This window comes from Mesorhizobium sp. B264B1B, assembly GCF_020165765.1.
Classification (GTDB): Bacteria; Pseudomonadota; Alphaproteobacteria; order Rhizobiales; family Rhizobiaceae; genus Mesorhizobium.
On the sequence record NZ_JAIUIS010000002.1, the window covers coordinates 538,954 to 562,826 of the forward strand.

The window sequence follows — 23,873 nt, forward strand, 5'->3', positions numbered from 1 at the left end:
GTTTTTTGGAGGCACCGGGGGGCCGCTCCAGATTGGTTAGTGCTTGGTGAAGCGCGAACCAAGCAATCGAGCGGTTTCCCAAACCCGTCCTTCAGCGTTTTGTGGAAAGCTGGCATCGAACGAGAATCCGCCGGCGGGGGCCGCTGCAAGACATGCGTGAAATCTGGCATCAATTCCGCCGCGACAGGCGCGGCAACTATGCTCTCATGACAGCCTTCGCGATGGTCCCGCTGATGGGCGGGCTGGCGCTCGCGGTCGACTTCACGGAAATGAACCGCGAAAAGCAGACGGTGTTGAACGCGCTCGACGCCGCCAACTTCGCCACGGCACGCCGCCTGACGGAAGGCGCCACCGACGACCAGCTGAGGGCCTATGCGCTCGACTTCTTCAACGCCAATCTGAACGATGTCGATGCCGCCAACACGACGCTCAACCTCACTTTGCCCAGCAACGCCGCTGGCGGCGGAACAATGAAGCTTTGCGGCACCTTGACCTATAATCCTTACTTCCTGCCGACGGCGAAGATACTGCTCGGCGGCACCGGCGCCACCAATATCGGCTTCACCGCGTGCTCGGAGGTGCGGCTGAAGAACACGCTCGAAGTGGCGCTGGTGCTCGACAATTCCGGATCGATGGTCACGCCCGGAACCGGCTCGGGGCAGAAGCGCATCGATCTCCTCAAGACCGCGGCGAAGCAGTTGGTCGACACGCTTGCCCAGCAGGCCGCGATGATCAAGCAGGTCGACAAGCCGGTGCAGTTCGGCCTCGTACCCTTTGCCGCCTCGGTCAATGTCGGTCCTGGCAACGGCAATGCATCCTGGATGGACACCGAGGGCCTGTCACCGGTGTCGAACGAGAATTTCGACTGGTCGACGCTGAACGCCGCCAACAAATACGCCCAGCAGACCAACGGCATCTGGTACAAACGCGGCACCGGCTGGGGCGACGAGGAAGGCCAGATGCTGACCCGGTTTTCGCTCTACCGCGACATGAAGGTCGTCACCAGCCATGAGCGTGTTAAAAACAGCAAGCACGTTGTTTGTGCTGAATACAACTGGAACAATACCTGCAAGCGCAGTTACGACGCATACGACTATGTCGATTCCTACGGCCCATTCGCCAGTTGGCAAGGCTGTGTCGAAGCCCGGCCCTACCCCTACAATGTCAACGACGCCCCGCCGTCCGGCGGCTCGGCCAACACCGGGATAGGCGTGGGCGATCCGGCGACGATGTTCGTGCCGATGTTCGCCCCGGATGAACCCGGCAATCACTGGAAGATCACCCAGGATCCCAACGAAGCCGCGCCAAAGACCTACGGCGCCATCAACAGCTGGTGGAACGACGATCCTTCGAGCAGCAGCGGCCAAGCCCGGCTGCGCAACATGACCAAATATTTCCAGCCGCGGCCGATCGATGCACCGGTATTGCCCGCAGGCAACGGCCCGAACTACAGTTGCACTACCAACCCGATCACGCCGCTGACCGACGTCAGCGTCGCCGATGGGCTCGCCACGATCAAAGCTGCGATCGACCTGATGCAGCCGGATGGCGGCACCAATGTTCCCGAGGGCATGGGCTGGGGCTGGCGGGTGGTCTCGAGCGGCGAGCCGTTCACGCAGGGGCGCCCGGAAACAGAAAAAGGCAACGACAAGGTGGTGATCGTGCTGACCGACGGCGCCAACACCTATTACACGCCTTCCTCGCTCAGCTATTCCGACCCCGCCGATTCGAAGTCGACCTACGCGTCCTACGGCTATCTCAAGCCCGGCTATGCCGGCACCTCGGTCGGGCGCCTGTTCATGGGTACATCCAGCGCCATCGGCCAGTTCGACTATTCTAACGGCAATTACACCAGCGCGCTCAACGAGCAGATGACGACGCTTTGCAACAACGCCAAGGCGGCCGACATCATGGTGATGACGGTGGCTCTCGACCTGTCCACGACCAAGACCACCGACAAGAACGCCATCGATGCGCTGAAATCATGCTCGTCGGACTCGCGCTTCCGCAAGGACCCGGCGGATCCGAGCAAACCCGCCAAGCTGTTCTGGAATGCGACGGGCGCCAGCCTGTCCAACGATTTCAAGGAAATCGGCAACGAATTGTCGAACCTGCGCGTGGTCGGTTAACCGGACTCTGGCGCAACGCCTGACGCCGCCAAGCCCTTGTGGGCGCCTGCCGCAACAGGCACATAATGCCGCACGCTGGATCGCATCCATCGCGGCACGCCTGGGGACGAACAATGCCCGATACCGCCAACCACCTCGCCTTCGCGCTGGTCTGCCTGGGCATGGTGCTGACGCCGGGTCCAAACATGATCTACCTGATCTCGCGCTCCCTGTCGCAAGGGCCGAAGGCCGGACTGATCTCGCTTGGCGGGGTCGCCGTCGGTTTTGTCTTCTATGTGCTGTCGGTGGCATTCGGCATCACGGCGCTGCTGCTGGCCGTGCCCTTCGCCTATGACGCGCTGCGCTTTGCCGGCGTGCTCTATCTCCTGTGGCTGGCCTGGCAGGCCGTGAAGCCGGGCGGACGCTCGCCATTCCAGGTGCGCGACCTGCCGAAAGACGGGCCGCGCAAGCTGTTCGCCATGGGCCTGATGACCAATCTGCTCAATCCGAAGGTGGCGGTGCTCTATTTGTCGCTGCTGCCGCAATTCATCAGCATTGGCAAAGGCCATGTCCTGTCTCAGCTTCTTGTGCTCGGCGCGACGCAGATTTCGATCAGCCTGACCGTGAATGCCATCATCGCGGTGACGGCCGGCTCGATCGCCGCGTTTCTCGCCGGGCGGCCTTTGTGGCTGGTCATCCAGCGCTGGATGATGGGAGGCGTGCTGACGGCGCTGGCGCTGAAGATGGCGACCGACGCACAGCGCTGAGGGCGGCGGTCCCGGCGTTGGTTTACATCGGCCGCCTTGTCTGCTGGGTCCGCTCCGGTTCCACCACCTTGCGGTAGAGGTGCCAGGTGGCATGGCCAAGGATAGGCATAACGACCGCGAGCCCGGCAAACAGCGGGATCGAACCGATCACCAGCAGCACCGCGACCGTCAGGCCCCAAAGAGCCATCTGCAGCGGATTTGCCATCACCGCCCGCGCCGAGGTTTCTATGGCCGAAACGGCGCCGACGTCACGGTCGAGCAGCAGCGGGAAGGCGACGACAGTGGTGGCCAACACGATCACGGCGAAAACGAAGCCGGCGGCGTTGCCGAGAAGGATCAACGTCCAGCCTTTGCTGGTCGTCAGCACGTCGCGGACAAAGGCGCCGATCGAAGCCGGCGGCTGGTCGCCGAACAGGCTGGTGTAGATCGACTGCGCGGTGAACAGCCACAACAGGAACAGCACGAAAAGCATGATGCCGATGACCGCGATCGAAGGCACCGCCGGCGAGTGGCGGACATCGAGGGCATGCCGCCAATTGGTGTTCATGCCGAGCTCGCGCCGGCGGCTGATCTCGTAGAGGCCGAGCGCGGCGAAAGGGCCGACAAGGGCGAAACCCGACATCAAGGGATAGACGAGCTGAATGGCGTTGGAGCCAGACGTCCACTGCGTCAGGATCAGGCCGACGATGGGATAGATCAGGCACAGGAAAACGTAGTGAGACGGTTTTGCCCAGAAATCCTCAGCGCCGAGCCGCAGCGCATCCCAGAGGTCCGATGTGGTGATGTGGCGCACCGTGGGCTGCACATGCATTCCGCGCGCGTCCGCCATGACATGAAAGCTGGCCATAAGCTTTCTCCCTTTGTCGGGGCGGTCACCACCGTGATGGCCGCCCGTAGCTGCCACTAGTAGATGTAACAGCATACCCGATTTGCCAGGGGCTGTCGCCAATTCGATGGTTCCGGACAGGCCATCACGGGATTGTCATCGCTGCCCGGCAGAAGCCAGGCGATCTTCGGCATCGGATTTCTCGGATGATGGGGCATTCGAAGCTGGATGGCCAAACGCAACGTTTGAAGACTGCGCGGTGCGATCAGCGAAGGCCAAGGCATCAATTTCCTCGACAGTTTTTTCGGCTTGCCCGTCAAAAGCCATGATCGCGACTATGCAGGCAGGAATGAACACTGTCATCGACCTCCCTCCAGAACCGCGCCGGACAAGGCGCTCCTTGCTGATCGGCCTTGCGGCCATTGCCGGGCTTGCCGCCTGCACCACCGTTTCCGTGCCCACCGGTGAGGGCGCAGGTGTCTCTTCCTCCGCCACGGCCACCCTGGCCAACTTGCGCGCTGCGGCCGGGCGGACTCCGCTGACCGCGGACACCCAGCTCGAACAGGCAGCGTTGCAGCAGGCCGGCTACATGGCGTCGCGGACGCGCATGAGTCACACCACCGGCTGGGGCAAGGATTTCGCCTCGCGCATGAAGGACAATGGCGTGCACGGCGCTGCGGCCGAGAACATCGCCGAAGGCCGCTTCGACCAGCAGAAACTGTTCGATATCTGGATGCATTCGACCGGCCACCGGCGCAACATACTCGACCCGGACTTCAGTCGTTTCGGGCTTGCCTATGTCCGCGACGGCCGCGACCCCGGCCTCCGCTACTGGGCCCTGGTGCTCGGAAGGTAGCAAAGCCATCGCCGGCAGCGGACAGCCGTCGGCGAATATCAATCCATATGTGCCGCCGGCGCGCCGCCAGCCGGCGCCGTCTTCGGCTTGCGCAGCAGGATCACGAACGGAATGGCGGCCAGCGTCATTATCATCAGGATTTTGAAGTCGTTGACGTAGGAGATCATCATCGCCTGGATGTTCACCATCCTGTCGACCTGGGACAATGCCATCTGGTCGCCGCCGGCCGCCGCCGGCGAAACCGCCCACAGATTGGGGTTGAACGGATTGATAAAGGTGGAAAGCTCGGCGTGATTTATCTGTGTATTGCGCACCATGAGCACCGTCACGACCGATACGCCGATGGACGAGCCGAGGTTGCGCACAAGGCTGAACAAAGCCGTGGCATCGGTGCGGAAGCGTACGTCAAGCGTGGCGAAGGCCACCGTCGACAGCGGCACGAATACCATTCCCATTCCCAGGCCCTGGATGATGCCGGAAGTGATGATCAGCCAGTTGTCCATCTGGGGCGAGAAGCCGGCCATCGTGTAGAGCGACTGCGCGGTCAGGAGGAAGCCGATGACGACGAGGATTCTGGCGTCGACCTTGCTCATGAGCCGGCCGACGACGAGCATCGAGATCATCGTCCCCACGCCGCGCGGCCCGATCACGATGCCGATGGTGATGGTCGGATAGCCGAAGATGGTCGACAGCATCGGCGGCAGCAGCGACATGCTCGCCAGGATGAGCACGCCCATGACGAAGATGAACGCCAGCCCGGTCACGAAATTGCGGTCGAGGAAGATCTTGGGGTCGATGAAGGGATGCTCCGCGGTCATCGTGTGGATGATGAACACCCAGAAGCCGGTTATCGAAAGGCCAAGCTCGATCCAGATCTCGACCGACGAGAACCAGTCGACCTCGCCACCACGATCGAGCAGCAGCTGCAGAGCGCCGACGCCGAGCGATATCATGGCGAAGCCGAAGAAATCGAAGCTTCGCACCCGCCGCGCAATGGCCGGCAGATAAGCGGCCATGCCGAGGAAGGCGACGATGCCGACCGGCAGGTTGATAAAGAACACCCAGCGCCAGCTGAAATTCTCGGTCAGCCAGCCACCAAGCGTGGGACCCAGAATCGGCCCCAGCATAATGCCGGCGCCCCAGATGGCCATTGCCTGGCCGTGGCGTTCCTTCGGGTTGATGTCGAGCAGGAAGGTCTGCGACAGGGGCACGATCGCGGCGCCGAACACGCCTTGCATGAGCCGGAACAACACAATGGTTTCAAGGCTCCAGGCCAGGCCGCACAGCATCGAGAAGATGGTGAAGCCGACCACCGCCGTCAGGAACAGTTCCTTGCGGCCGAAACGGTCCGCAAGCCAGCCGGTGACCGGCGTCATGATCGCCGCCGCCACGATGTAGGAGGTCAGCACCCAGTTGATGTTGTCGGGCGAGGCGCCGAGATCGCCGGTCATGGTCGGTAGCGCGACGTTGGCGATCGTGGTGTCGAGCGCCTGCATGATCGTCGCCAGCATGAGCGCAACCGTGATCAGGCCACGATGCGGCACTTCTTTGAAAGGTTCTGGCGTGCTCATGATGCGGAACTTCCAGCCGGTAACAAAAACGTGTACACAGGGTTTCCGGGCGGCAAAGCCTTCCGTTGAGAGACCCTCATCGCGGTGGGACGCGATTATCGATGTGGGGGTTACATCGACCGAAAGTCTCGATTGAGCGGATGCCTGCCGCCCGGAAACATGAGGACCGACGGGTCCGTGTCGAAGATTTCAGCTTTCGATCAAGCCGCGATGCGGTTTGCCCCGAAGGCTGACCCTTTAACTCCTCCCATCAGACCAATCCCCCTGCTCAGTGCGTCCACCCGCATGATCCCCGCGGGCTTCCGCTGATTTACTTCGCGACCTCGCCAGCCGTGGCGTGGCCGAAAATGCCAGGCAGGCCGCGCGCCACGCCCGTGTCGACGGTAACGGCCGCGCTCATGCCTGTGCGCAGCATCATCTTGGCGTCGGGATCGCTCAGCTCCAGACGGACCGGAATACGCTGGGTGACCTTGACCCAGTTGCCGGTAGCGTTCTGGGCGGGCAGCAGCGAGAAGTCCGCGCCGGTGCCGGCGCCGATGGCCTTGACGGTCGCTTCGAAGGTCCTGCCCGGATAGGTGTCGACCACGATTTCGGCCTTCTGGCCCGGCTTCATATTGGTCAGCTGCGTTTCCTTGAAATTGGCGTCGATCCAGGTATCCCCGGTCTCGACCAGCGAAAACAGCGGCGTGCCGGAGCCGACATACTGGCCGACCTTGAAGGACGCGGCCTGGTAGACGACGCCATCGGCAGGCGCCTTCACCGTGGTCTGCGCCAGGTCGTAGGCAGCCTTGTCGCGCGCTGCGAGCGCCGACATCACGGTCGGATGTTTGTCGGTCTCGATATCGGGATTGCCGCCCAGCGCCGCCTTGGCGCTGACGATGCCCTGTTGGGCGACGGCAAGCTGCTGCTTTGCCTTATCGAGATCGTTCCTGGCCTCATCGAGCGAAGACTTGGCGTTGATACCTTTCTGGGCGAGATCGGCGGCACGGTCGTATTGCGACTGGGCATAGGCAACTTCGCTGCTGGCGGATTTCTCCTGCGCCATGGCCTGGCTGTAGGCGGCGCGCAGCTGTTCGACGTTGAGCCGCGCGGCGGCCACCGCCGCGTCGGCCTGCGCAAGTGCGATCCGGTAAGGCTCGGGGTCAATGGCGAAGAGAAGATCGCCTTGCTTCACCCTCTGATTGTCCGAGATCGCAACCTGAACGATGCGGCCCGCCGTGTCCGAGGCGATCGATACCTTGGCCTGCTGCAGGTTGGCGTTCTCCGTCTCCTGGTAGCGCCCTCCAGTGACCCAGACATAGCCGCCACCAATGACCAACGCCGCCGGCAGTGCGAACATCAACAAGAAGCGGCCGAGACGGCGCTTCTTCTTTGGCACCGGCGCCGGCTCTGCCGGAGGTGTCATTGTAACAGGGGCCGCGGCCGGCTGCTGCGGCGCTTCCATTTCCACTTTGGCGGCGTTTTCGTCGACCTTGGCTACCGCGTTCATGCTGCTGCGCCTTCCGTATTCTTGACCTTGTCGCAGGACGGTGAATCGCCATCCGCGAGATTCTGTGCCATCGCATCCAATGCCCTGATCAGGACGCGGCGATCGTCCGGCGAAACGCCGGTCAGCGACTCCTCATAGACTTCGCCGGCGAGGCTCTTGACCTCCGCATACGCGGCACTTGCCTTGGGAGTTGGGAAGATCATGCGCACGCGGCGGTCGGCGGCGTCGGAGCGGCGCTCGATCCAGCCGCCCTCCTCCATCCGGTCAACCAGCCGCGAGACGCTGATCGGCTCGATTTCAAGCAGTTCGGCAAGCCGCGCCTGCGAAACGCCCGCTTCCTTGGCGACGCGAACCATCAGGCGCCATTGCGCCGAGGACAGGCCAAGGCCGCTGGCGCGCGCTTCGAAGCGCTTTCGCATCAGCCGCTGCACGTCGTGGATCAAAAATCCCAATCTGTCTACGCCTTCGGAAACCATGAGTGGCATATATAATAAGCGTGCTTATCATTCAAGTCCGGCATTGTTCCAGAAGCCGGCAAACGTGCATGGCAGCCGTGCAGCACAATCATGGCTGCGTCCGATGATTTCGGCCGCCGCGACACCCATTACAAGCGGTTGCGGATCAGCATGGTGACAACGAAGAAGGCGCCGAGCGAGCTGGTGATGATGCCGATCGGCAGTTCCTGCGGCGGCAGCAATGTGCGCGCCAGAAGGTCGCTTGCCAGCAACAGCACCGCCCCGAACAGCGCGCAACTTACGATCAGGCGCAGATGCAGCGTACCAGCCAGCGGCCGCGACAGATGCGGGATCATGAGGCCGACGAAGCCGATGACGCCGGCGACCGAAACCAGGATCGCGGTCGAAAACGCGGCGACCAGAAACGTCGTCCGTCGCATTCGCGCCACCGGCACGCCAAGACTTTCGGCGGCATTTTCGCCGGCCAGGAAAGCGTCCAGCCGGCGATGATTCCACAGCCCGTACGCCGCAATCGTGCCGGCCCCAAGCGCACCCAGCCAGATATTGTCCCACCGCGCCAGGCCGAGCCCGCCCATCGTCCAGAACAGCACCGAATGGGCGGCGCGCTGGTCACCGGCAAAGACCAGGTAATTGGTCAATGCGGTGAACATGAAGGAGACCGCAAGTCCGGCGAGGATCAGCCGTTCGGGGCCTTGTCCCCTCACCCGCGCAACCAGCAAAAGCACAACGCAAGCCGCCAGAATACCGTCGGTGAACGCGGCGATCGGTAGCGTCCAGATCCCGAAACTGTCGCCGAAGACGGTGATGACGGAGACAGCGCCGGCGGCGGCTCCCGACGAGAGGCCGAACAGGAACGGATCGGCAAGATCGTTGCGCGTCACCGTCTGCAACAGCGCGCCGACCACGCCCAGGCCGCCGCCGAGACAGATGGCCAGGATGGTGCGCGGCAATCTGAGGTCGACGACGATCCTGCCGACCGGGCCGGACACGTCATGCCCCTTCAATCCGATCGCATGGCCAAGTGCTGCAACGACGTCGCCCAGCGGGATCATCGTCGAACCATAGGCGATCGATAGCAGCGCGAGCGCGGCCATAGCCAACGCGGCCGCCGTCATGGCCAATACGAATGCCTTGTGCCGCAAAGTCATGTTCCCGGTTAAAACGCTTCCGGATGCATCGCCCTGGCAATCTTGCCGATCGCGTCGATATTGGCCGGCCCGGGTGTCAGTTCGGCATAGCGAAGCGCCACGAAGCGTTCGTTCCTGACCGCGTCCGTCTCCTTCATTGCCGGATGCGCTTTCAGGAAATCGAGCAGCTTCCGGTAGCCGCCGCCATCCTGATAGTCGAGCAGGATGAGGAATTGCGGATTGCGCGAGGCCACCGTCTCCCAATCCGTGTTGCCCCAGCTGGTGTCCATGTCGGCCATGATGTTGTCGCCGCCGGCCGCGGAAATCATGGCGTTGGGAATGGCGAACTTGCCTGATGTGAACGGCTTGTCCTCGCCGGAATCATAGAGGAACACGCGCGTTCCCCTGCGGGCGCCGACCTTGGCCGTGATTTCGGCGAGCTGCGCCTTCCAGCCGGAGACGAGCTTATCCGCTTCGGCCTCCTTGCCGAAGATCTTGCCCAGCTTCTCGACATCGCCATAGAGCAGGTCCATCGAAGCGGCGGGGCGGTTCTTGTCGAGATGGACGCAGCTTTCCGTCAGCACCAGGGTCTTGATGCCGTGTTGCGCCAGCGTATCGGGCGTCACCTCGCCGCCCGGCTTCATGCCGTAGTACCAACCGGCGAAGAAGAAGTCGGGCTCGACAGCGACCAGGTTTTCCAGCGTCGGATATTTGGGCGCCAGTTCCGGGATCGAGCCTTGCTCGGCCTTAAATTCGGGGCCGACCTTGTACCATCCGGTGATGCCGGTCAGGCCGACGATCGACGGCTGCAGCTTCAGGGCGAAGGCCATCTCGGCCATGTTGAGATCGTGAATGACAGCGCGCTTTGGAGGCGCGTCGAAGGTCAGCGACTTGCCGCAGCTGTCGACCGTCACCGGAAAGGCGAAGGCCGTAGAGGCCAGCAGGGAGAAGGCAAGAGATACGGCAAGGCGTTTCACGGATGTTGCTCCTTCGTTGCACGGGAATTGGATCTGCGCTCACGAAGATGGCGCGGCACGGTTCGGAACCTCGAACACCGTCAGCTCGCGGTCCTCCGTCGGGTGGCGCAACCTAAAGACGTCGACACCGAAGATCTCGCGGATCAGCTGCTGAGTGAGTGCTTCGCGTGGCGGCGCCAGCACATGCAACCGGCCATGGCTCATCACCGCGACCCTGGTGGCGAAAGGCGTCACCAGCGCCAGATCGTGCAGCACCGCGATCACGGTCATGCCGAGGCCTGCAACCAGTTCGAGCAACTCGCTGCGCGCCCGCGGGTCGAGATGGTTGGTCGGCTCGTCGAGGAACAGGATCTTCGGCTCCTGTGCGATGGCGCGGGCAAGCTGGGCGCGCTGGCGCTCGCCGCCCGACAGCGAGCCGATGGTGCGGCCAAGCAGCGGCAACAGCCCGGTCCGGCGCAGCGCCTCGACGACAATGTCGCGTTCCTCGCTCCTGTGCCTGCGGCCGGTATGCGGAACCCGGCCGAGCTCGACATAATCGATCACCGCCAGCCGTGGATCCGGTTGATCGGTCTGGCCGACGACGGCGATGTGCAGCGCCCGCTCGGCGGTCGAAATCCTGTCCAGCAGGCGCCCGGTGAGCTTCACTTCGCCCGAACTCGGCCGCAGCATGCCCGACAGCATGCGCAGCAATGTCGTCTTGCCGGCGCCGTTGGGACCGATGATGGCGAGACGGTCGCCCGCCGCCACCGAAAGGCTGACCGGATGCACCAGATGCAGGCCATCCGCCGCCGCGGCCAGGTCGCGGGCCTCGAGAAGCGGCGCGGTCATGGGCAATTCCTTGCAGGGCCCGCCGGAATACGGGCCAGCGTCTTGCTTGCCAATCCTGCCGGACGCTGGCCTGAATTCACCTCGGTGGCGATATCGCGGCAAAGCGTGCACACGATGATGCGATGCATGGGAATGCAGTGAATGCGATCGATGGAGCCGTCCAACTTCCGTCACTTTCAAAAATGGCGACGGAAGGAAGCTGGCTTGAACCGGTCGACAAGACCGAACCCCGCGTCTCCTCCCGGCACACCCCGTCCGGTCAACCCATGCAGATGGCAGGTCTCCTGGCTCGCGGGTCGTTGCGCCATCCTGCCTTCCCAGCCTTGCCGGCCAGTGGCTTCTCGGATTTTGCTCGCCGCTTACAGTTGCGGGGGCAGCCATGGCTTCGACCCGAAAAACGGGCCTCACCATGTTCCCTTTTCACCCCTCGCCTTGCGGCGCGGGGACCATCACGAGTCGCAGCCTAGGATGCAGGCAGCGTCGAGGCAAGGTCGATGCATGTTCTGTTATAACGATACAAACGTGTGGTCAATCACTATCGCGCGCCACCAGTTCCAGCGGCCAGACCTCGCGAATGATCTCTGGCCCTTTCGCGCCGGCGAAAGCCGGGAGCGAGGCGAGCAGGATTTCGCCGAGCCGCCGCCCCATCGGGTCAAGGCTCGGACGAAAGCCGGTCAGCGCCGGCGAGAAATAACGGCAGAGCGGCGTGTCGACGATGACGATCACCGCGACATCCTGCCCGGGCTTGATCCCCATTTCGGCGAGCGCTTTGCAGCCGCCGAGCGCCATCGAGTCGTTGTTGAAGATAATCGCGGTCGGCGGATCCTTCGACCGCATGACTTGCGGTGTCACCGCGTAGCCACCGGCTTCGTTGATAAAACCGTCCACAATCAGGCCGGGATCGACTTCGATGCCGTGCCGCCGCAGCGCCTTGCAATAACCCTCCAGAAACAGATAACCGAAATTCAGGTCAAGCGACGGCCGGATGGCGGCGATGCGGCGGTGGCCACGCGCAACCAGCCGGTCGACCGCATCGGCGCCCGCCTTCTCGAAATCCAGATCCAGAGAGGGATAGCTGTCGTCGCCGGACCGGCTTCGGCCGAGCGTCGCGAAGGGAAAGCCGGCCTTGCTCAGATAGTCGATGCGATCGTCCTCGCGCCGCGTCCAGGCCAGTACGACGGCATCGGCACGACGCGTCTCGACGACGCGGCGCAGCCGCTCCTGTTGATAATCCGCCGGCGCGCCCATGACGATGATCAGGTCCAGCCCGCACTCGGCCAATGTCGCTTGCAGTCCGGTGAGGAACGGAATGAAGAACGGCTCGCCATACTGCTGGTCGCCCGGATGCGGCTGCAGCATGAAAGCCACGGCATGGGTGGTGCCGCGGCGTAGGTTCCTGCCCGAGTGGTTCGGTGAATAATTGAGCTTCCGGGCCGCCTCGAGCACGCGCTGGCGTGTCTCGGCGTTCACGTCGGCGCGCCCGTTAAGCGCGCGCGAGACTGTACCGATCGAAATGTTTAGGTGCCGCGCAAGATCGTGAATGCTGGACGCCAAGACCTCCCCCTCCTGCTTCTGGCTAGCACCAGCCGGTCGTGCGGCCAAGGCGTTTCAGAGCCGACGGTACAAATCCGATTGACAATATATGCCATCGGGTGTGTCATCGTAAACGTTTACGGAAGTCATTTACGGACTGCCGTGGGTGCCAGCCAGGAGGGGTTGGCCGGAGGAGCGCTGGATGATGCACGTCGTCCTGGTCGGGTGCGGAGCCATGAGCAAAACCTGGCTCGAGGCCATCAGCCAATCCCCTGCCGTCAAGATCGTCGGTCTCGTCGACCTCGACGCCGACAGGGCGCGCCAGCGGGCACGCGAATACGACCTCGCCGGGGTCGCGATCGGGACCGATCTCGACGTCGTTCTCTCCCAGACCAGACCCGATGCGGTGTTCGACGTGGTCGTGCCTGCCGCCCGTCGCGCCGTGGCGAATTCGGCCTTTGCCCATGGCTGTCATCTGTTGACGGAAAAGCCGCTGGCCGACAGCCCGGACAATGCGCGCGCCATCATCGACGATGCGCGGCGCGCGCGACGCGTCCATGCCGTGGTGCAGAACCGCCGCTACGTCGCCAACGTCCGGCGCATCCGGCGCTTCCTCGGCTCCGGCGCCATCGGCGCTGCGACCAGCATCCATGCCGATTTTTTCATTGCGCCGCATTTCGGCGGTTTCCGCGAAGGCATGCGCCATGTGCTGCTGCTCGACATGGCGATCCATACATTCGACGCCGCCCGCTACATGGTCGATGGCGAGCCGACCGAAGTGTATTGCCGGGAATGGGAGCCGGCCAATTCCTGGTACCGGCAGGGATCGTCGGCAAGCGCCACCTTCGAGCTCGGCCAGGGCAAGATGTTCACCTATCGCGGCAGTTGGTGCGCCGACGGTTTCCGCACCAGTTGGGAAGGCAGTTGGCGCATCGTCGGCGAACGCGGCAGCCTGACCTGGGATGGTCATGACGAGTTGAAGGCCGAAGCCGTGCTGCCGGAACGCGAAGGCCTGCTCGACAAGGTCGTGCCGGTAGCGGTGCCGCCGCTCGACCCTGCCGACCGCATCGGCGGGCATCTCGGCGTCATGGAAGATTTCGTCCGCGCCGTGGAAACCGGCACCGAGCCGGAGACGCGCGGCGCCGACAACATCAAGAGCCTGGCCATGGTTTTCGCGGCGATCGAAAGCGCCGAGACCGGGCGCCGGGTCGAAATCCCCAGGCAGGAAGGATGACCATGGCGGACCCGCTTCTCGACATCAGGATCGGCACCATGGTGCGGGCCAATCTCGAAGACCCGGCCGCCTATGTCAGGCAGATCCTGCCGCTCGGTTTCGAGAGCGTCCAGCCCTTCTTCTGGCAGACGCTGGGCGGCAAGGACCTGGGGCGGCTCGCCGGCGAGATCCGCGACGCGATCGGCGATGCCGATGTCAGCGTCAGCTCGATCGGCGTGTTCGGCAATCCACTCGAGAGCGGCGACACCGACCGCGGCGTGCTCAAGGCCTGGGAAACGGTGATCGACAGCGCGCATCTGTTCGGCACCAATCTGGTCAGCGGTTTTACCGGCCGCATCCGCGGCAAGCCGCTGACCGACAGCCTGCCGCGCTACCGCGAAGTCTGGGGCGAATTGGCCAAACGCGCGGCCGACAAGGGCGTGCGCATCGCCTTCGAGAATTGCGCCATGGATGGCAACTGGGCCGCCGGCGACTGGAACATCGCCCATAATCCGGACGCCTGGGAACTGATGTTCAACGAATTGCCGGATGAGAATCTGGGTCTGGAATGGGAGCCCTGCCATCAGTTGGTCTATCTGATCGACCCGATCCCGCAGATCCGCAAATGGGCGCATCGCATCTTCCATGTCCACGGCAAGGACGCGACGGTGCGCTGGGATGTCATACGCGAGCACGGCGTCTTCGGCCGCCTGCCCTTCGTGCAGATGCGCACGCCCGGCTTCGGCGACAGCGACTGGACGCGGGTGATCAGCGAATTGCGGCTGGCCGGCTATCGCGGCGCCATCGACATCGAAGGCTGGCACGACCCGGTCTATCGCGACGACCTCGAGATGACAGGCCAGGTCCGCGCGCTGGAATACCTTCAGCAATGCAGGGGAGGCGTCAGCTACCTGCCGAACCCGACGTGAGGATTGGCCGGCGGGAGGAGCCGGCCGCGATTGCCGAAGCAGATGTCGAAACCCTCGCTCGCGAGGACAAAAGGGAGGAACGTGCATGAGCATCGCCAAGAGAACGACACTTCTGCGCACGACTGTCGTGGCGGCCGCCACGGCGCTCGCCGCCGCCATCTCCACCTTGCCGGCACAGGCGCTCGACGCGCAATGGTGCAAGGACGTCCACATCCGTTTCTTCGTCGGCGGCGCCGAGGGCGACGCCTTCGGCACCATTGTCTACAATGGCGCCAGGCAGGCGGCGGCCGACCTCGGACCGAAGGTCGACTACATCTTCTCAGGCTGGGACATCGAGAAGATGGTCCAGCAGCTGCGCGAGGCGGTCGCCGTCAAGCCCAACGGTATTGCCATGATGGGCCACCCCGGCGACGCCGCCATCATGCCGCTGGCCGAACAGGCGCATAAGGACGGCATCAAGATGATGTACCAGAACGTGCCGGTGCCGACGGTGGTGACGGCCTTCGGCGGCGGCTATGTCGGCGCGCAGCAGGAACAGCAGGGCCGCGCGCTCGGCGCGGAAGCCTTCAAGCTGGCCAAGCTCAAGGCCGGTGACAAGGCAATCATGATCGGCCCGTTCGAGAATGAGAGCCGCGGCGCCCGCGAGCGAGGAACCGTCTCCGCCTTGAAAGAGGCCGGCATCGATGTCGTTCAAATCAATTCCGCAACCGAATGGGCGGCCGATCCGAATCTGGCGATCCCGGTGATCACCGCCGCCTTGCTCAACAACCCCGGCGTAAAGGCCGTCGGCTACCCCGGCGGACAGATGCTCGGCAACGTCCAGACCTATATGACGGCGGCGGGCCGGAAGCCGGGCGACATCTTCAATTTCGGCTTCGACACCAGTCCGCAGATCGTCGAGGCCTTCAAGGGCGGCTGGGTGCAGCTGACCGCCGATCAGCAGCCGTTCATGCAGGGCTATCTGCCGATCCTCAGCCTCTGCCAGCAAGTGGTGCTGGGGCTGGCACCGATGAATGTCGATACCGGCGCCGGCTTCGTCACGCCTGAGAATTACAAGATCGTCGCCGAACTGGCCAAGCAGGCACTGCGCTGACCTCCCAAGCCGCCGGCCGGGGGCTCAGGCCCGGCCGGCGGGACCGCCGGCGAGGCCCGGCATGCGACAAGCAAGCGAGGACCCGATGGCCGAACGCATCATCGAACTGCGCGACATCACGAAATCCTACGGCCAGGTCTATGCGCTTGGCGGGGTCAATCTCAGCGTCGACCGCGGCGAGGTGGTCGGACTGATCGGCGACAATGGCGCCGGCAAGTCGACGCTGATCAAGATCCTCGCCGGCGCGGTCAAGCCCACCAGTGGCGAGATCCTCGTTCGCGGCAAGCCGGTCACCGGCTGGAACGCCGCGCGCTCGCGCGACGCCGGCATCGAGACCGTTTTCCAGGACCGTGCGCTGGCAGTGCAGCAGACCATCGTGCGCAATATCTTCATGGGGCGCGAACTCACCGGCTTCCTCGGCTGGCTGAAAGTCGGCACCGAAATCAGGGAGGCGAGCCGGCTTATGCGCGAGATCGGCTTCACTTCGAAAGTGTTCACGCCGCAGTCCGTCGTCGGCCAGCTTTCCGGCGGCGAGCGCCAGGGCGTGGCGATCGCGCGCGCCATCTACAAGCAGGCCGACCTGATCATCCTCGACGAGCCTACAACGGCTCTGTCGCTGACCGAAACCGCCAAGGTCTTCCACTTCGTGCGCCAGGTGCGGGCGAGCGGGCGCTCGATCCTGTTCATCGGCCACAACATCCACCATGTCTTCGACATCGCCGACCGTTTCGTCGTGCTCGATCGTGGCACTGTGGCGCTGCAGGCCGACAAGCGCGACATCAAGTCGGCCGACATGCTCGTCAATTTCATGGAAGACCTCGCGCATCCCGGCGGACTGCCCGGCTTGGGCGAAGCCCAGCGCGCGGAGGACACAAGGCCATGAGCAACATCGCGGAACCCAATCGCCAAGCCACCTCGCCCCATGCCGAAATGGGCGAAGCGGCATGGAAGCATCCGTCGGATCATTTGCTGCGCGGCTTCGTTCTCGACAATCGCGCGGCGCTGGGCACGCTCGGCGTGTTCGCGGTGATGATGGTCGCCTTCACCATCGCCAATCCGACCGTGTTCACCACCTGGTTTCTTTACAGCTCCGTGCTGACCACGCTGCCGGTGGCGCTGTTCGTGGTCGTGCCGCTGGTCTTTGTCGTTACCGCCGGCGAAATCGACCTGTCGTTTCCGGCGACGATGGGTTTTGCCTCCTGGGTTTTCGCGCTGGTCGTTCAGGCCGGCTACGATCCCTTCCTCGGCATCGTCGCAGCACTCGCCACCGGCATGCTGCTCGGCTTCCTGGTCGGCGTGCTGGTCGTCTATGGCAGCCTGTCGTCGCTGATCGCCACGCTCGGCATGAACTTCCTGCTGCGCGGGCTGATCCAGATCATCAACGAAGGCAAGTCGACCGCGCTGCCGACGCTCGGGCAAAGCTGGACCTATACGATCTTCTCCAGCCAGGTTTACGGGATTCCGGTACAGATCCTGTGGGCGCTCGCCTTCGTCGTGTTCGCCGCGCTGCTCTACAACCGCCACCGCTTCGGCGCGCAGGTGAAGGTGGTCGGCGACAATCCCGACAGCGCCCAGCAGATGGGCATCGACGTCAAGCGGGTGAAGGTCAAGGTGTTCGTCTTCGTCGGCATCGGGGCCGCGATCGGCGGCACCTTCTCGACGATGATCAACTTCACCTGGTGGCCAACCGCCGGCGACGGCTATCTGTTGCCGGTGCTGGCTTCGGTGTTCGTCGGCGGCACGCCGACCTGGGGCGGCATCGGTACCGTGCTTGGCGGCGCCATCGGCGCGCTGACGGTGGCGTTCATCCAGACCGGCGTCGTCGCCGCCGGCCTCAGCGGCTTCTATGTGCAGTTCTTCAACGGGCTGATCATCATCCTGTCGCTGCTCGGCCACCGCTGGAACCAGGCGCGCTACCGCTGAAACGCTACCCAAGGCCGGCCGTTCGGCGCGACCGTCCGAGCTCAATCCGGTAGCGACAACGGCGGCCGCGCGGACGAGAACGCAGGGCCGGGGTCGTCGATTTACGTCACGCGCAATATCGATCAAACTGATGAAATGCGACGCTTTGGTGCACCCAGTGCACTTTCGCTTGATTTAGTGCACCCTCTGCATTAAGTTTGGCGCGCTGGAACAGCCACATGCCCACTTTGAAGGTTCTCGACGGCATCAAGATTCAGGTCTTTGCGGATGACCATAACCCGCCTCACTTTCACGCGTTGAAGGGTAAGTATGAAGTCCTGATCAGGATTGGCTCATGGAACGTGTTGCGTGGCCAAATGCGTCGCAAAGACCTCGATGCCGTAATCGCTTGGGCTAACTCGCATGAAGAGGAGTTGCGCAATGAATGGACCCGCCTCAATGGTTGACGATATCGTAACAGTCGGCAATCCGCTCCCCAGGATCGCCTCGGTCACCATGATTGATGGCCGCCGCGTGCGCATCACCTGGCGAGACGGCCGCTCCAATACGGTTGACCTGAATCCAGTGTTGAATAGCCATCGACACTTCATTCCGCTTCGCGACGATGACGAGCTGTTTGGAACCATGCGGGTTAACGAAGACGGCAATGCAATCGAGTGGGACGGGGGAATCGAGTTGTCAGCCGAATGGATCGATACCCTGCCCTCAATTGGTATGGAGAACCGGGAATTCCGCCATATCATGGACGATCTGCTGAAATTCTCGCTTGAGGGGATGGCGCTCCAGTTGGAAATCTCCAGGCGCCAAATTGCCAACTATAGAGGATCGACACCGATCCCCAATTCAATCGCGTTGGCTACTCGATATCTCGCCGAGAAGGCCGGTCAACGATGACCCCGTCTGGAGGCGGATAGGCTCGCTGACTGTTCCAAGCATGCGGCTGCTGGCCGCCGGCGCATCGTGGCTTTGGGTTGACGGCCGGTCTGTTGCATCGAAGCGTCTGGTTTGACCTCATCGTAACGAGGCACCATGCCTACCCCATCGGCAGCGCGGGCCAGCGGTCCACGAGGCTGTCGCCCGAAAAGACCGCGATCGATCCGAACTGCTGCAGCACCGCCTCGCTTTGCGTCGGACGCAGGAAGGCGTAGTCGCCTGACCTGGTGGTGGCATCGCCGGGCAGGCCCATGAACTGCTGGTTCGAGGAAAGGCCAAGCAGGCCATTGGTCTCCATGCCTTCGGGAAACACCGGTTCGGCCATCCATTTGCCGCCATAGAGATAGCAACCCTTGCGCGGAAACCGGCCGACCGTCTGCAGCAGGCGGGTGACCGCCGGCGGGCCTGGCAGCATCGGCTCGACCACCTTGAGGATAGGCGTGGCGATGAAGGCCGCGGGCTGGAAGCCGTCGAGGCCGGGCGTGTCGAAATCCCCGGGCAGCACGAAGGCCGACCCGATCGACACTTCGTTGGCCATGCCGCCACGATGAAGCAACGCGGTCTTCGAGCCGCCGATGTTCAGTGTTCGGCGCTGGTCCTCGCCGAGAGCCGCGATGAACGCCGCGGCCCGCTGCGACGCCTCTGCCAGCGCCTTTTTGGGACCGCCGAACAGACCGGGAATGTGCGGCGCGTGCGCCTCGTAGGCCATGACGCCTTCGCAGCGCAACCGGGCGGGCAGCACGTTCAATGCCTTCGACAGCGCACGCGGTTCGGCGAACCCGCCCCGATGCAGCCCGACATCGATCTCGAAAGCGATGCGCAACCCGACGTCGAGTTCGGCGGCCAGAGCGCCGTATTCCGCCAGTCTCTCCTCGCTGTCGATCAGCCAGCAGGCGCGCGACCAGTCGGCGGTACCGCTTGAAATCGCTTGCCTTGCCGCGCCGACCGGCATCGGCTTGCCGTAAAGCATGTCGGCATCGGGAAGAGCGTCGAGCACGGCCCTTGTGATCGGCGGATGAAACGTCATGAAGCGATGGGTGCCGAGCGCCTCGGCGATATGCGAAAGCAGCGGCAGGCAAGCAAGCGACTTGTCGACCAGCCGCACGGCAAGGCCGGGCGCCAGTCTCTGCTTCACCAGGTCGATGTTGCGGTCCAGCCGGTCGCGGTCGAGCACGAGACAAGGCTGAAAGACGCCGGCCGCCCTCAACGCATCCGACAGCGTGGTGAAATAGCCGCTCATTGGCCGATGCCGAACAGGCCGGCCATGTAGGGCGAGACGAAACGGTTCTCGGGATCGATGTCTCGCCGAACAGCCATCGCATCATCCCAGCGCGGATAGAGCTTTTTGAAATCCGCCGCCTTCAGGCTGTGCATCTTGCCCCAATGCGGCCGGCCGCCATGCCTGCGAAAGATCGGCTCGGCCGCCCGCATGAAGGGCTCAGGGTCGTTGGCGGCATCGTGGTGAATGGCGATCGAGCAGGTCAGACGCTTGTAGAAGGGCGAAAGCCAGAACATGTCGGGTGCCACCGAGCGCACCTCCATCGGAAAATAAACTTCCGGAAAGTGCTTCTCGGTCAGCTCGATGATCTGCGTGATCACCTTCGGCCCCTCCTCGAAGGGCAGATGATACTCCATCTCGTTGAACTTGGTCTGCCGGTCGCTGGCATAGACGTTGAGCCAGTCCTGCACATAATCCTCGGCCGGCACTTTCTTCACGGCGCCGCGGATCAAGGAGCGGCGCAGCCATGGCAGCCGGCGCAGCGCCCTGCTCAGCTTGCGTAGCGTCGCCAGGCCGGCCTCGTCGTGCTCGGTAGGCCTGGTGGTCGGGTTCGCGTCGCTGAGGTCGCTGGCGATGAACTGCGCGTAGCCGGAAAACGGGATGTAGTAGAATTCGGCCGACCGGTGCGCGGCCATCATCGTCTCGAAATCGCGCAGCATGTCGGCGATCGGCAGCACCCACTTGCGGCGGCGCAGCCGGTAGGTCGCGATGTTGTTCAGCGTGACTTCGCTCAAGATGCCGAAGGCGCCGAGAGCGACCCCCATCGCATGGATCATATCCTGGTCGCGGGTCCGATCGAATTCGCGCAACTCGCCCCGCCCGTCCACGATCTGCACCGTCTCCAACTGGGTGTGATAAGCGCCCAGCGTCAGCCCGGAACCATGGGTGGCGGTGCCCAGCGCGCCGCCGATCGCCTGGCGGTCGATGTCGCCCATATTGGGCAGGCCCTGGCCGATGCCGTGCAGCATGTGCATTAGCGGGCCGAGCCGCGTCCCTGCCCGCACCCGCGCGCGATGGCTTTGTATGTCGTGCGAGACCAGCCCCTCGATCTTCTCCAGGGAAACGATCGAGCCTTGCGATGCCACCAGCGCCGTGAAGGAGTGGCCAGCACCCGCCACCCGCAGCGGCCCAGGTGCCGTGCGCACCAGATCGGCAAGCTCGCCGGCGTCGGTTGGAGTGGCGATCAGCTTCGGCTCGGCGCGCACGAAGCCCGACCAGTTGCTCCAGTTCCGCGCGGTGATCGTCGACATCCAGCCGTCCCGTCAGACGCGCCGACGGCGCATAGTGGCCACGAACAGGCCAAGCAGGGCCACGCTGGCAAACGCGCTTGCCGCGGCGAATTCCGGCACGGGCCGGAAATCCTTGCCATTGATGAGCAGCGACGCCGCGACCGGCCCGATCGCCAGGCCGAAGAGCTGTGCAGCCGGCACCAGCAGCACGGCGGTACGCGTCTCGTCCGCCGTGATCGCCAGCCGGATCTGATAGGGTACGATGAACAACAGGATGAAGCCCATGACCAAGGCGGCGATCCAGAATGTCGTCAGGCCAGGTGCGCTGGCAAGAACAAGGGAGGAGACCAGCGCGACGGCACCGATGGCCGTAATGGCAATGCGGTAATCGATGCGCGCCTCGAACACGGTCGCCGTCATCGCGCCCAGGACCTGCGTCGCCAGGCTGGCCGAGACGATCAGACCGACGGTCCAGCTATCAATCCCATACTGCGCACCGAGCGGTTCCAGGAAGGCCCAGATCGCGCCGAAGAACATGAAGTAGCAGAAGACCGACAATAGCGCGGTGATCGACGGAACCGTCAGCACATTGGCCAGGTTCTCCTCTTTCGGCAGGTCGGCGTAGTCACCGGGTACGGTGAAAGCGGCCGCCAGCGAAACGACGCAGACGACGGCAAGCACGATGAAGCCGCCGGACGACCCCGCCTTGGGAATGACATAGAGTGCCAAAAGCAGAGCGAGCGCACATTGCGCCAGGGTCTGCAGCGTCACGAAATAGCCGCCGATGCGCTCCGCCCGGCGCGAACGGGCGATCAGTTCGGTGGCGATCGCGACCAGACCACCTTCAGCCAGCCCGGCGATGGCGCGGGCGGCGATCAACGCATTGGCGCTTGCGGCATGGGCGGTCCATACATTCGCCAGGGCCAGCAGGATCAAAAGGACGGCGCTTTTCCAGCGCATGTTGCGCGCGGAAAGCAGCATCGCCACCACGGCTGAACCGATGGCGATCGCGATCATCTCCGCCGTGGCGACCAGCGCCAGTTCATCGCCGCTGACATGGCCCTCGGTGTAGAGCGCGCCAAGCAGCACGGGCTGAAGCCCGAGGATCAGCAGCCCGACCGAGCCGATCCATAATGCGGAGCCGAGCTCGACGCCGGTCGGGTTGCCGACCAGCCAATCGCCATTTTCCGCTTGTACGGCTTGCGTCGCAGTCACGAGGCGCCTCCCAACGTCCTTGCAGTGCGATAAAAAAGCTGACAACTTGTCAGCATTACGAAACTGATACTTGATCATGTTTCTTGTCAACCGGGAATTTTGAAGCTCTCGCGAGAGATTGGGCGCATGGCGGAAGCAAGGCGGATGGCGACGGCGCCGAGGCGCAGGCCCAAGCAGGAGCGGAGCCGCGAACGCATCGACGCGATCCTTTCGACGACCATGCGGCTGATCGGCGAAAAAGGCATCGACGCGGTGACGATGAAGGAAGTGGGCGCACTGGCGGGCGGACCGATCGCCACCGTCTACCATTATTTCCCCAACAAATCGGCGATCCTGGCGATGCTCTATGAGCGCTTCTCGGAGGAAAGCCGCGCACGCTTCGGCGAGATCATCGCCGAAATAAGTGGGCTTGAGGACGTGACGGCTGCCGCGGACCGCATGATCGAGGACTATTACCGGCGCGTGGCCGACGACCCGGCCATCCAAGATCTGCAGAACGCGATACAGGCTGACAAGGCGCTGCAGAACCTCGACATTGCTGAGACAAGGCACCAGGCCAAGATGTTCTGCGACCACGTCGCTCCGATGCTGCGGCCCGACCGGCGCGAAGACTTCGCGCGCGTGGTGTTCCTGATCTTCCAGCTTGCCGGCGGCGTCGTGCGGCTAGCGCTGACGCAGGACGAGAAGGAAGGCCGCCGCACGATCGACGACTACAGGTCCATCATCCATACGCAGCTGAGATTGTTTCTGTAGTTTTCGGCGGCGGCTTTCGCGCCCCTCTCCCGTGACATCGACACGTCTTGCGTATCGAAGTATCGGGCGGCAGGATCTCTGACCGGTAGCGGCGGAGCACCCCTCCGCGCCTTGTTTCGCCGTCGATTGCGGGAGGAACCGGCGCATTTCGCATGAAAGGCCAGCGGCAACTGGCACGTTCTGCGAGCGGGCTTTCGCGGAAAACAAAATTTCGCGCCGCTGCCCGCTCGCGCGCGCCTTGACTCTCGCCAGCCAGCAGCCTATTTCACCGCCACGTTAGCACTCGCCCTGGGTGAGTGCTAACCACAGGTCCGGTACCGCCGGGCTTTGTAGATTGTCCGGCTTCGCCGGACGGAGGAACTGTTTCTCACCGTTCTCATCGAGGAAGAAAACATGGCAAAGTCGAAGTTCCGCCCGCTTCATGACCGCGTGGTCGTACGCCGGGTCGAATCCGAATCCAAGACCGCCGGCGGGATCATCATCCCCGACACGGCGAAGGAAAAGCCGCAGGAAGGCGAGATCATCGCCGTCGGCTCCGGCGCCCGCGACGAGGCTGGCAAGCTCGTGCCCCTGGACGTCAAGGCTGGCGACCGCATCCTGTTCGGCAAGTGGTCGGGCACCGAAGTCAAGCTCAATGGCGAAGACCTTCTGATCATGAAGGAATCCGACATTATGGGCATCATCGGCTGAATATCGGCCTTCCCATCAACTGAATCTTAAATCTTCGGGCTCGATCCGAGCCCCTGCC

At 63.5% G+C, this 23,873-nt stretch carries 24 protein-coding genes and 1 riboswitch; of the genes, 12 read left to right on the forward strand and 12 right to left on the reverse strand.

Translation table 11 applies throughout. The features are described from left to right. Positions 1 to 152 precede the first annotated feature (152 nt). Both LB547_RS06445 and LB547_RS06450 read left to right on the forward strand, forming a co-directional pair. A complete protein-coding gene (locus LB547_RS06445; RefSeq protein ID WP_181177992.1) occupies positions 153 to 2,129 on the forward strand; it encodes a TadE/TadG family type IV pilus assembly protein in 1,977 nt (658 codons plus the stop codon). A gap of 113 nt (positions 2,130 to 2,242) precedes the next feature. Next, a complete protein-coding gene (locus LB547_RS06450; protein WP_140761715.1) occupies positions 2,243 to 2,875 on the forward strand; it encodes a LysE family translocator in 633 nt (210 codons plus the stop codon). Between the two features lie 22 nt (positions 2,876 to 2,897). Here LB547_RS06450 and LB547_RS06455 read toward each other — a convergent pair whose 3' ends face one another. Continuing rightward, positions 2,898 to 3,722, reverse strand: a complete 825-nt coding sequence (locus tag LB547_RS06455) for a DUF2189 domain-containing protein (RefSeq protein ID WP_140515546.1) — start codon at positions 3,720 to 3,722, stop codon at positions 2,898 to 2,900. A gap of 135 nt (positions 3,723 to 3,857) precedes the next feature. Beyond that, entirely contained in the window at positions 3,858 to 4,064 is a 207-nt protein-coding gene (locus tag LB547_RS06460; RefSeq protein WP_140761718.1) for a hypothetical protein, read from the reverse strand. Between LB547_RS06460 and LB547_RS06465 the strand changes: the two genes are divergently transcribed. Continuing rightward, on the forward strand, positions 4,051 to 4,557 hold the full coding sequence (locus LB547_RS06465; RefSeq protein ID WP_140515544.1) for a CAP domain-containing protein: 507 nt from the start codon (positions 4,051 to 4,053) through the stop codon (positions 4,555 to 4,557). The genes LB547_RS06460 and LB547_RS06465 overlap by 14 nt on opposite strands. A gap of 38 nt (positions 4,558 to 4,595) precedes the next feature. On the opposite strand, the gene LB547_RS06470 is transcribed toward LB547_RS06465, so the two are convergent. The 7 genes from LB547_RS06470 to LB547_RS06500 form a co-directional block, all read right to left on the reverse strand. After that, entirely contained in the window at positions 4,596 to 6,128 is a 1,533-nt protein-coding gene (locus LB547_RS06470) for a DHA2 family efflux MFS transporter permease subunit (protein WP_140494247.1), read from the reverse strand. A gap of 310 nt (positions 6,129 to 6,438) precedes the next feature. Further along, positions 6,439 to 7,617, reverse strand: a complete 1,179-nt coding sequence (locus tag LB547_RS06475; protein WP_140494249.1) for an HlyD family secretion protein — start codon at positions 7,615 to 7,617, stop codon at positions 6,439 to 6,441. Continuing rightward, entirely contained in the window at positions 7,614 to 8,093 is a 480-nt protein-coding gene (locus LB547_RS06480; protein WP_140495025.1) for a MarR family winged helix-turn-helix transcriptional regulator, read from the reverse strand. The genes LB547_RS06475 and LB547_RS06480 overlap by 4 nt, the downstream gene beginning before the upstream one ends. A 128-nt stretch (positions 8,094 to 8,221) precedes the next feature. Beyond that, positions 8,222 to 9,241: a FecCD family ABC transporter permease gene (locus LB547_RS06485; protein WP_181177993.1), complete on the reverse strand. Its 1,020-nt coding sequence runs from the start codon at positions 9,239 to 9,241 to the stop codon at positions 8,222 to 8,224. Between the two features lie 8 nt (positions 9,242 to 9,249). Continuing rightward, complete coding sequence (locus tag LB547_RS06490) at positions 9,250 to 10,197, reverse strand: ABC transporter substrate-binding protein (RefSeq protein WP_140521643.1); 948 nt, start codon at positions 10,195 to 10,197, stop codon at positions 9,250 to 9,252. Between the two features lie 39 nt (positions 10,198 to 10,236). After that, the gene (locus LB547_RS06495) at positions 10,237 to 11,025 is read right to left on the reverse strand and encodes an ABC transporter ATP-binding protein (protein ID WP_140557112.1); all 789 of its coding nucleotides are present in this window, start codon (positions 11,023 to 11,025) and stop codon (positions 10,237 to 10,239) included. Between the two features lie 256 nt (positions 11,026 to 11,281). Then, a riboswitch (cobalamin riboswitch) is annotated at positions 11,282 to 11,491 on the reverse strand. Between the two features lie 62 nt (positions 11,492 to 11,553). After that, on the reverse strand, positions 11,554 to 12,579 hold the full coding sequence (locus LB547_RS06500) for a LacI family DNA-binding transcriptional regulator (protein WP_140494255.1): 1,026 nt from the start codon (positions 12,577 to 12,579) through the stop codon (positions 11,554 to 11,556). A 181-nt stretch (positions 12,580 to 12,760) separates the two neighbouring features. Between LB547_RS06500 and LB547_RS06505 the strand changes: the two genes are divergently transcribed. The 7 genes from LB547_RS06505 (at position 12,761) to LB547_RS06535 (ending at position 18,610) form a co-directional block, all read left to right on the forward strand. Then, complete coding sequence (locus tag LB547_RS06505) at positions 12,761 to 13,792, forward strand: Gfo/Idh/MocA family protein (RefSeq protein ID WP_140583806.1); 1,032 nt, start codon at positions 12,761 to 12,763, stop codon at positions 13,790 to 13,792. Positions 13,793 to 13,794: 2 nt separating this feature from the next. Beyond that, complete coding sequence (locus LB547_RS06510) at positions 13,795 to 14,700, forward strand: sugar phosphate isomerase/epimerase family protein (RefSeq protein WP_181177994.1); 906 nt, start codon at positions 13,795 to 13,797, stop codon at positions 14,698 to 14,700. An 85-nt stretch (positions 14,701 to 14,785) separates the two neighbouring features. Continuing rightward, entirely contained in the window at positions 14,786 to 15,793 is a 1,008-nt protein-coding gene (locus tag LB547_RS06515; protein ID WP_140761724.1) for a substrate-binding domain-containing protein, read from the forward strand. Between the two features lie 85 nt (positions 15,794 to 15,878). After that, positions 15,879 to 16,676, forward strand: coding sequence for an ATP-binding cassette domain-containing protein (locus LB547_RS06520; protein WP_140761755.1), 798 nt, complete (start codon positions 15,879 to 15,881; stop codon positions 16,674 to 16,676). Next, positions 16,673 to 17,716 carry an ABC transporter permease gene (locus tag LB547_RS06525; RefSeq protein ID WP_140494262.1) on the forward strand — a complete coding sequence of 348 codons (1,044 nt, stop codon included), beginning with the start codon at positions 16,673 to 16,675 and terminating at the stop codon, positions 17,714 to 17,716. Before LB547_RS06520 ends, LB547_RS06525 begins: the two co-directional genes overlap by 4 nt. A gap of 218 nt (positions 17,717 to 17,934) precedes the next feature. Beyond that, the gene (locus LB547_RS06530) at positions 17,935 to 18,162 is read left to right on the forward strand and encodes a DUF4160 domain-containing protein (protein WP_140728229.1); all 228 of its coding nucleotides are present in this window, start codon (positions 17,935 to 17,937) and stop codon (positions 18,160 to 18,162) included. After that, complete coding sequence (locus LB547_RS06535) at positions 18,155 to 18,610, forward strand: DUF2442 domain-containing protein (protein WP_181165127.1); 456 nt, start codon at positions 18,155 to 18,157, stop codon at positions 18,608 to 18,610. The genes LB547_RS06530 and LB547_RS06535 overlap by 8 nt, the downstream gene beginning before the upstream one ends. A gap of 139 nt (positions 18,611 to 18,749) precedes the next feature. On the opposite strand, the gene LB547_RS06540 is transcribed toward LB547_RS06535, so the two are convergent. Genes LB547_RS06540 through LB547_RS06550 form a run of 3 tightly spaced genes read right to left on the reverse strand, consistent with a single transcriptional unit; the run spans position 18,750 to position 22,372 of the window. Then, positions 18,750 to 19,889 (reverse strand): alanine racemase, encoded by a 1,140-nt coding sequence (locus LB547_RS06540; protein ID WP_140761727.1) that lies wholly within the window; start codon positions 19,887 to 19,889, stop codon positions 18,750 to 18,752. Next, a complete protein-coding gene (locus LB547_RS06545; RefSeq protein WP_140557119.1) occupies positions 19,886 to 21,178 on the reverse strand; it encodes a D-arabinono-1,4-lactone oxidase in 1,293 nt (430 codons plus the stop codon). The genes LB547_RS06540 and LB547_RS06545 overlap by 4 nt, the downstream gene beginning before the upstream one ends. A 12-nt stretch (positions 21,179 to 21,190) precedes the next feature. After that, the gene (locus LB547_RS06550; RefSeq protein ID WP_140515525.1) at positions 21,191 to 22,372 is read right to left on the reverse strand and encodes an MFS transporter; all 1,182 of its coding nucleotides are present in this window, start codon (positions 22,370 to 22,372) and stop codon (positions 21,191 to 21,193) included. Between the two features lie 126 nt (positions 22,373 to 22,498). Here LB547_RS06550 and LB547_RS06555 point away from each other — a divergent pair, with 126 nt between their 5' ends. Then, positions 22,499 to 23,125, forward strand: a complete 627-nt coding sequence (locus LB547_RS06555) for a TetR/AcrR family transcriptional regulator (protein WP_181165128.1) — start codon at positions 22,499 to 22,501, stop codon at positions 23,123 to 23,125. Positions 23,126 to 23,518: 393 nt separating this feature from the next. Continuing rightward, the gene (groES, locus tag LB547_RS06560; protein WP_006203049.1) at positions 23,519 to 23,815 is read left to right on the forward strand and encodes a co-chaperone GroES; all 297 of its coding nucleotides are present in this window, start codon (positions 23,519 to 23,521) and stop codon (positions 23,813 to 23,815) included. The last annotated feature ends 58 nt before the right edge of the window (positions 23,816 to 23,873 follow it).